Origin of the sequence: Oceanobacillus sp. J11TS1 (assembly GCF_018333215.1) — a bacterium.
GTDB lineage: Bacteria > Bacillota > Bacilli > Bacillales > Amphibacillaceae > Oceanobacillus.
The window spans coordinates 53,044-61,244 of the sequence record NZ_BORO01000022.1 but is presented as its reverse complement, the minus strand read 5'-3'; the positions used below and the strand labels follow the sequence as shown (position 1 = coordinate 61,244).

Annotated in this window: 8 protein-coding genes; 3 read left to right on the top strand and 5 right to left on the bottom strand. The window is 36.8% G+C overall.

The genetic code is table 11. The features are described from left to right. Window positions 1-131 precede the first annotated feature (131 nt). Window positions 132-878 (bottom strand): processed acidic surface protein, encoded by a 747-nt coding sequence (locus KI343_RS15135; RefSeq protein WP_212927260.1) that lies wholly within the window; start codon window positions 876-878, stop codon window positions 132-134. A 198-nt stretch (window positions 879-1,076) separates the two neighbouring features. On the opposite strand from KI343_RS15135, the gene KI343_RS15130 reads away from it, so the two are divergent. Then, window positions 1,077-1,310: a hypothetical protein gene (locus tag KI343_RS15130; protein ID WP_212927259.1), complete on the top strand. Its 234-nt coding sequence runs from the start codon at window positions 1,077-1,079 to the stop codon at window positions 1,308-1,310. A gap of 152 nt (window positions 1,311-1,462) precedes the next feature. Here KI343_RS15130 and qoxD read toward each other — a convergent pair whose 3' ends face one another. From qoxD to qoxA, 4 genes are all read right to left on the bottom strand, one after another. Further along, entirely contained in the window at window positions 1,463-1,747 is a 285-nt protein-coding gene (gene qoxD, locus KI343_RS15125) for a cytochrome aa3 quinol oxidase subunit IV (protein ID WP_212927258.1), read from the bottom strand. A gap of 1 nt (window position 1,748) precedes the next feature. Then, a complete protein-coding gene (gene qoxC / locus KI343_RS15120) occupies window positions 1,749-2,348 on the bottom strand; it encodes a cytochrome aa3 quinol oxidase subunit III (RefSeq protein WP_212927257.1) in 600 nt (199 codons plus the stop codon). Beyond that, window positions 2,348-4,297 carry a cytochrome aa3 quinol oxidase subunit I gene (gene qoxB / locus KI343_RS15115; protein WP_212927256.1) on the bottom strand — a complete coding sequence of 650 codons (1,950 nt, stop codon included), beginning with the start codon at window positions 4,295-4,297 and terminating at the stop codon, window positions 2,348-2,350. The genes qoxC and qoxB overlap by 1 nt, the downstream gene beginning before the upstream one ends. A 75-nt stretch (window positions 4,298-4,372) precedes the next feature. After that, window positions 4,373-5,260, bottom strand: a complete 888-nt coding sequence (qoxA, locus tag KI343_RS15110) for a cytochrome aa3 quinol oxidase subunit II (RefSeq protein ID WP_212927255.1) — start codon at window positions 5,258-5,260, stop codon at window positions 4,373-4,375. Between the two features lie 524 nt (window positions 5,261-5,784). On the opposite strand from qoxA, the gene KI343_RS15105 reads away from it, so the two are divergent. Together KI343_RS15105 and KI343_RS15100 are read left to right on the top strand one after the other, a co-directional pair. Next, on the top strand, window positions 5,785-6,999 hold the full coding sequence (locus KI343_RS15105; RefSeq protein ID WP_212927254.1) for an EAL domain-containing protein: 1,215 nt from the start codon (window positions 5,785-5,787) through the stop codon (window positions 6,997-6,999). Between the two features lie 29 nt (window positions 7,000-7,028). Further along, a complete protein-coding gene (locus KI343_RS15100) occupies window positions 7,029-8,183 on the top strand; it encodes an exonuclease SbcCD subunit D (protein WP_212927253.1) in 1,155 nt (384 codons plus the stop codon). Window positions 8,184-8,201 lie beyond the last annotated feature (18 nt).

The following is an 8,201-nucleotide window of genomic DNA, read 5'->3' as shown; positions in this document are numbered from 1 at the left end:
TACACTGCCTCTAGCCGCTTTTTTATGTATCTACTTATAAATGATTTCAAAAAAGATGGATTTCACTTCAAAACTCAATGTGAAATCCATCTTTTTTATTTTTGGCTAGTTATGTCCCAGCCTCTTTGAAATTATAGGTCAGCTGCAGATTCTAACAGCATGATTGCAATCATAGCGTAAATATCTAAAATAGGGTCCTCGGATATGATTGGATTTTCGAATGTATCTAATTGAAGGTAATCCTCTTCCCAAAGCTCATCTTCACTTGATAAATCATTATCTTCCAGCAATTCCTCGTCTTCCAAAGCTATATACATCTCAGCTCCGGTTTTAATTTCATAAAGCGTTGTATAATTATTGATGCTATCTTCGTAAGTGTTAAAAAGCTCTTCTAATTCCTCAATCGAGTCAAAACCATGTTCTTCAGCAACAGCTTGTAAATTTTCCTCAGAGATTTCTTCCTCAGAAAATTCTTCATTACTTCCCAACGGATCACTAGCAATCAGTTCTAAACTAAGCTCAATGTCTTCGATAAACATATACCAGAAGCTATCTGTGAAATCTTCACCTTCCTCAAGGAAACCTTCCTCTTCATAGAGCAGTTTATTTAATTCGTCGTGGTTTAAATTGTATGTATTATAAATATCCTCTAAAGTTTCTTCAGTAACTGGTGTACCAAGATAATCAACTTCTTCAAAATCGGCTAATTCAAAATCAAATTCAGCTAGGTATTCCTCGTAATCCTCTAATTCCCAATCAATGGATTCTAAAAATTCTTCTAATTCCGGATCATCAGCAGCAATCGCAAATGCTTGGGAAGGTAAAAGACCAATCATAAGAATAAATGCAAAACATACGGATAATAGCTTCGTTTTCATCTTTCAACCTCCTATATATATTGTATAGTCTCAGTATATAGTGTTTCGAAGGGGAAATCCATGCCTTTTGAATAAGCGGAGAAAAATAATCCGAAAGTCACATGTCAAGAATAAAATGGCATGTTCAATAAATTGCCACAAAAATATTGACAAATTATCGAACAAAATGCATACTATAATTAAAAGGAGATGAGATAGATGAAAATAAATGAAAAATTGTTAAAAGGCTTGTCTCTAGTTAGTGGGACATTAATTACAATTGGTGCAATAATGTTTATATATGGTTATTTTGTAAGCGCTGTAACTATTGTGACAGCTATAGGTATTGGGTTAGCTGAGGGGGGCACATTTATCTTTATTATGGGATTGTTCCTTGTTGCTGTAGAAGAAAATATTAGAGGAAAGAATCAAAAACAAAACCAGTCATCGTAACAAAAGCGCAGCGCGCCTGCTTAAGAATATAGAGATTGCGCCCCCGTTCCTTGAGAGCGGCTCGGCATTAGTCGAACTTCCTTTGCTTAGGAGATAAAAAAAGCTCAAGCAGGTGATGGCTGCTTGAGCTTCTCGAATTCAGTACGTTTATTTTAATTATATCCCCATACCATAGCAAGTAAGGAACCTAAAATGGTGAGGACGGCAATCACTACACCATAGATGGTATTTGCATAAATGGCGTGTTTATCTTTGCTTTCTCCTGCGTGCATAAAGACAACTAATTGTACAGCTGCTTGAATGAATGCTGTAACGATAAGAATTGTTAATCCCATTGCAAAAGACATGTCAAAGAAGTAGACGCTTAATGCAATAACAGTCAGGAGTAATGAAAAGATAAACCCGTTAACCTGTTTCATTGGAAAAAGTTCTCTCATGTTACATCATTCCCTTCAAGTAAATAAAGCTGAAAATGAAGATCCACATAACATCTAGGAAGTGCCAGTATAGAGAGAATATAAATGATTTATTCGCTGTTCTAGCATTTAAGCCATTGCGAAGCGTTTGGATGATAATCATAATCCCCCAGAATAATCCGAGTGTTACGTGAGCTCCGTGTGTCCCAAGCGTTGTTAAAAGGATGGCAGTGAATCCGCTAGTTTGCAAAGTGGCACCTTCATGGTAGTAATGAATAAATTCATAAACTTCCAAGCTGATAAACCCGGCACCTAACAGCAAAGTTACGATCATAAAACCAATCATTGCTTTTACACGGTTAATACGCATAGCGTGAACGGCTAAACCGATTGTAAAACTACTTGTTAAAAGCAGGATGGTTTCAATCATAACGGGTGTTAGTTCAAAAATCTCTGATCCAGCCGGCCCGTTACCAACGCCACGATCGACATAGACAAAATACGTTGTAAATAATGTTGCAAATAACATAATTTCCGCACCTAGGAATATCCAAAATCCTAGGATGTTCATTTCATTCGTTTCGGTGCTATATTCAAGAGGCAAATTAGAATCGTGTTTCATTATTTAGCACCCCCAAATTTCTTTTCTGTTTCTTCAATTTCTTCTTTGTGTATATGATGTCCGTCGTCTTTTTCAAATGAACGATAGATCATACAGCCGATAATTCCAAGGAAGGCTATAATAACTCCAGCCCATACATGGAATACAAAGCAAAAGCCGAATACAAAGAAGATTCCTGCGAAGATAATCGACCAGCCACTGTTATTTGGCATATGAATATCCTCAATCTTCCCTTTAAATAAGTCATGACCGTTCTTTTTATAATCCCAGAAAGCTTCCTCAGAGTTAACATTTGGTGTAATAGCAAAGTTATACTCTGGAACAGGGTTATGCGTTGCCCATTCAAGAGAACGTGCATTCCAAGGGTCGTCTCCAACATTTCTTGGTGCATGTCGGAAACTGTAATAAACGTTATAAACGATTAAAACAAAACCAACTGCAAGTAACAAGGCGCCGATGAAGGATACCATGCTTAACGGTCCGAATCCTGTTGATTCAGAATAAGTGTACATTCTTCTTGCTTGCCCATTTAAACCAGTGATATACATTGGGAAGAAGGCTAAACAGAAACCAATAACGATATTCCAGAATGCCCATTTACCAATACGTTCATTTAACATGAAACCAAACATTTTTGGCCAGTAATAAATGAGTCCAGCTATCATCGCAAATACAACACCAGGAATGATAACGTTATGGAAGTGTGCTACTAAGAACATGGTGTTGTGATATTGATAATCCGCACTAGCCATAGCAAGCATAACACCAGTTACACCACCGATTGTAAATAGCGGAATAAATGCTACAGAATACATCATTGGCGTAGTAAATCGTATCTTTCCTTTCCACATCGTCAGCAGCCAGTTAAATATCTTAATACCGGTCGGCACGGCGATGGCCATGGTTGTAATGGAGAAGATACTATTTGCTACTGCTCCTTGCCCCATTGTAAAGAAGTGATGAACCCATACAAGGAAGGACAATAAAGAAATAACAACCATCGATGCAACCATTGATTTATAACCATATAAATTTCGTTGTGAGAACGTAGAGATGATTTGAGAATAGATCCCGAATGCAGGCAATATTAAAATATATACCTCAGGGTGTCCCCAAATCCAGAATAAGTTCGCCCACATCATATCCATACCACCATCTGATGTTGTGAAGAAGTTGGTAAAGAATTGACGGTCGAATGTTCCCATCAGTAAAGCGATTGTTAAAACAGGGAACGCAAATACGATAATTAAGTTTGTAATTAATGCAGACCAAGTAAACATTGGCATTTTCATTAATTTCATACCAGGCGCACGCATTTTCATAATCGTGGCAATAAAGTTAATTCCTGTCATCAGTGTCCCGATACCGGAAATTTGCAGTGCCCAGTTATAGTAGTTTACACCAACGTGTTCACTGAAATCCGTACCTGCTAGTGGATAATAGTTCGTCCATCCAGCATCTGGAGATCCTCCGACAACGAAAGAAAGATTGAATAACATTGCTCCAGCAAAATATAACCAGAAGCTAAGTGCATTCAGACGAGGAAAAGCAACGTCTCTTGCACCGATTTGTAAAGGAACAACAAAGTTCATCATACCGATAATAAATGCCATTGCCATGAAAATAATCATAACAACACCATGTGTGGTAAAGACTTCATTGTAGTGCTGTGCATCTAAAAATGTATTATCAGGAACTGCGGTTTGTAATCGCATCATAACAGCGTCTGCGCCACCTCTGAAGAGCATGAGCAATGCTGAAATAATGTACATGATTCCAATTCGTTTGTGGTCAACAGTTGTTAACCATTCATTCCAAAGGTAGCCCCATTTCTTAAAATAGGTAAGGCCTACAACAATCGCAATACTTACAATAGCAATGGCCACGATAGACGCATAAAGCATTGGATCGTCATGGGGTGGAATAGAAAATCTATCGAAAAAATCCATAATGATAAAACTCCTTTCTAGAGCTGAAAAATGTTTAGGCATTTCTCCCAAAGTACATTTGCCCAAACGGCTTTATTAATGATGATGGTGTTCTCCGTCATCTTCAGAATCAGATGATCCGTGATGATGAGGGCTGTTTTCTCCTTCTGGTGCAGGCTTGAAATCTTGATGTGTACCAGTAAAAGTCATTCGGCCTAAATGTCCAGGCTCTAATAATTCTTCAAATTTTTCTTCTGTCAATGGTTCGGCAGTATTATGAATATCTTCTACCCAAGAATCAAATTCGCTTGGTGCCATGGCTGTTACAGTAAAATCATTTTCTGCAAAGCCTTCTCCATTAAAGTTAGAATTTCTTCCGACATATTCTCCAGGCTCTTCTGCTACAACGTTAAGGTAGTTTGTCATATCAGCCATTGCATATTTTTGTCCTGCGAGTTGCGGAACCCAAAAACTACTAATCGTTCCATGAGAATATAAACGGAACTCTACATTTTGATTTGTTGGAATGAAAACATAGTTGACTGTTTCAATATCTTGTTCTGGATAGCTAAAATGCCATTTCCAGTTAGACGATGAAGCATAAATAACGAGTGGTTCGTCTGCGTCATATCCTTCTGGAGGATTTTCCACTTGATGAGTTGACGTAGCGGAAACCACAGATAAAAAGGCAACAATGATAATTGGAATTCCAACAATAATACCTTCCAAATACTTATTTCCCTCAATATGCGGAGGCTCGTAATCTGGATCTTGCTTAGATGCTCTATATTTTAATAAAATAACTGTCAGCATTACTAGGACAACAATGACAATAACTGACATTGTAATAATTGAAATCCAAATCACATTTGCAGTCGTCTCTGCTTGAGGACCTTTTGGATTAAGTACGAGTAATGGTTCACAGCCTGCTAGTAAGCTAGCGATACCTGCTAAGAATGCTAAATAGGTCCACTTCAACTTCATATTGATACCCCTTCCTTGGATTGTGTATAAAAATGTTTGTTTCTATTAAGAGGTTGTTCAAACAAGCTCGAAAAGGACTTTTTCTTGTTTTTTGAACACACAATTAAATAGTATTATGTTATAGCAGAGATAATGTTAATACCGTTAGAAGAAAATTACAAGAGTTTGAGAAACACTTCACAAAATGTTCATGAAAACTTCTACATATTTTTGAATCCTGTTGAAAAATATGAAATGGCTATTGACAACATAGTTGAAAGGTAGTATGTATTTTCCAACGACTTGTTGATATTTTTTCACTATTTCATCTTGTATAGTTATAAGTGCTTTGATTTGATATTGAGGAATAGGAGAGAATAATTCAATTGTTTGAAAAAGACATCTCTACACAGCGTATTCAAAAATCAATATTTAATTTGTGAATTTTAGATTTTTGATAAGAACCGATTTATTATGATTGCCAACAGAAAGATCAAAAAGGCTTGAAATAGAATATGGTATAATAAAACTAAGGGGGAGTTAGTATGGATCCATTAGATATATTAATAGATTTGGAACAATTACTTCCTTATTATAAGCCGATTATCCGTGCGGATAACCAGTTGATCAGCGGCTATGAAGTGATTGCTTATTACCTCGATGAAAATAATAAAGAACAACGTTTGGATTGGCTCTTTGATGATACATCTATTCCCGACGAGTTTCGACTCGAAGTGAATAAATATATCCACCAAAATGCCATCGAAAAGAAATTAAAAGAAAATTATTCAGGTTGCCTTTCCTTTTACTACGATGCAGCATTATTAGTCCGTGATAATGGAGAAACCTTTATTAATTTATTACATGATTTTGAGGAACGGGGATTGGACTTACATACCATTATCCTGGAAATCAAAGATGTCAGTTTACCGAGCAATATGGATCGTTTAGGCCATATTATTAAATATTTAAAGACATTGGGTGTTAAAATTAGTATTGAATTAGCGTATCCAAACAGTGTCTTAAATCAATTAGCAATTTTACATCCTTCTTTTATCAAAGTAGACACCTCTTTTTTAAAGGACGATTTACTGCCGCATTTATATAAAGATGTTTATTTTGGGGTATCGATGTTATCAAGAAAAATAGGTGCCTCCTTATTATTTAAAGGGATTCGCTCTTATAATCAATTGAATTTTGCCTGGAGGAGCGGCGGTGAGTATTATCAAGGAAGCTATCTGGTTCATCCACAGCAGAATTTTATCGAGGAAGATTGCTGTAAGAACAAATTAACCGAGTATTTTAGAGAGTTTGTTAGTTATGAACAACAGAAAGCGAAGGCACAATTTGCATTATTAGATTCGATTCACGAGACAATAAATGGGCTGCTTTCCCATACAAAGCCTGCGAAGGATGACTCTTGGCTATTAAAACTGGCTAAGGGCTGTGAATCTTTTGTATTTCGAATATATATCTGTAACCATGTCGGGTTGCAAGTCTCTGCAAATGTGGAAAAAGATGACCAAGGGAATTGGGTATTAGTTCAAGAAAGCTTGTATAAAAATTGGAGCTGGCGTCCTTACTTTTTTGAAAATATCATGCGGATGGATATAGAGAAAAAAGGGATATTATCTGATTTGTATACAGATATTGAACGATCCGAACTCATCAGGACGTATGCTTACCCATTACCTCAGCAGCGTTATATATTTTTTGACATTCCATATAGTTATTTACTAGAAAAAGAGAGTTTACTATAAAGAAAGTAATTTAAAGAGGAGGGCACGAAATGAAATTAATTCATACAGCAGATTGGCATTTAGGTAAATTGGTTCAAGGAGTCTACATGACAGAAGATCAAGCATATATTCTAGATCAATTTGTGGAAAGGGTAGAACAAGAGAGCCCAGATGCTGTAATTATTGCAGGAGATTTATATGATCGGGCTGTCCCTCCCGTGGAAGCAGTTGATTTATTAGACAAAACATTAGACAGGATTATTCATCAATTAGGAATTCCGGTCATAGCTATCGCCGGTAATCATGATAGTCCCGGGAGAATTCACTTTGGAAGCCGATTAATGAAGGGAAAAGGATATCACATTGTTGGGCAGCTATCGAAAGAGCTGGAGCCGGTGGTTCTTTCAGATGATTTTGGCGAGGTTCATTTTCATCTTATACCTTACGCAGATCCAAGCGTAGTAAAAGCTTTATTTCAAGAAGAAGACATTCGGAATCATCAAGATGCAATGGCTTCCTTAGTTCATCAAATGAGAGAAAAAATGGACAAGCAGGCACGTCATGTATTTGTCGGACACGCGTTTGTAACGCCTTTTGGAGAAATAGAAGAAAATACAAGTGATTCCGAACGCCCACTGTCTATAGGTGGCGCGGAACATGTTGATGCGCATTTATTTAAAGATTTTCATTACACAGCTTTAGGACATTTACATCAAGCGCATCATGTGTTAAAAGAAAACATTCGCTACTCTGGATCGATTCTAAAATATTCTTTATCTGAGGAGCATCATCAAAAAGGTTATTTAGTAGTTGAATTGGATAAGAACGGGTCTGTCCAAGTGGAGAAAAAAAGACTTATCCCGAAACGTGAAATACGTTCGGTGAAAATGAAAATGGAAGATATTTATCAACAGCCGCGAAGCGAAGACTATGTATTTGTCCAATTGCTTGATGAAATGCCGATACTTTCTCCAATGGAAAAGGTCCGCTCTATTTTTCCAAATGCCATGCACGTAGAGAGAATGAGGACAACAACAGGGATAAATAACCGTGAAGAAAACCAAGCTCCAAAGACGAGTCTAAGTAAAATGGAGTTATTTGAATCCTTTTACCAAGAAATGACGGATCAGGAACCATCTGAAGAAGTCAATTTATTAATGAAAGAATTATTTCACGAAATCCAGAATGCAGCTCGTGAACGATAAGTATTAAGTGAAAGCAGG

What these genes read in the sequence shown, in the direction of transcription:
- KI343_RS15135 (WP_212927260.1), bottom strand. Translation starts at nt 878, where the DNA reads ATGAAAACGAAGCTATTATCCGTATGTTTTGCATTTATTCTTATGATT.
- KI343_RS15130 (WP_212927259.1), top strand. Translation starts at nt 1,077, where the DNA reads ATGAAAATAAATGAAAAATTGTTAAAAGGCTTGTCTCTAGTTAGTGGG.
- qoxA (WP_212927255.1), bottom strand. Translation starts at nt 5,260, where the DNA reads ATGAAGTTGAAGTGGACCTATTTAGCATTCTTAGCAGGTATCGCTAGC.
- KI343_RS15105 (WP_212927254.1), top strand. Translation starts at nt 5,785, where the DNA reads ATGGATCCATTAGATATATTAATAGATTTGGAACAATTACTTCCTTAT.
- qoxC (WP_212927257.1), bottom strand. Translation starts at nt 2,348, where the DNA reads ATGAAACACGATTCTAATTTGCCTCTTGAATATAGCACCGAAACGAAT.
- qoxD (WP_212927258.1), bottom strand. Translation starts at nt 1,747, where the DNA reads ATGAGAGAACTTTTTCCAATGAAACAGGTTAACGGGTTTATCTTTTCA.
- KI343_RS15100 (WP_212927253.1), top strand. Translation starts at nt 7,029, where the DNA reads ATGAAATTAATTCATACAGCAGATTGGCATTTAGGTAAATTGGTTCAA.
- qoxB (WP_212927256.1), bottom strand. Translation starts at nt 4,297, where the DNA reads ATGGATTTTTTCGATAGATTTTCTATTCCACCCCATGACGATCCAATG.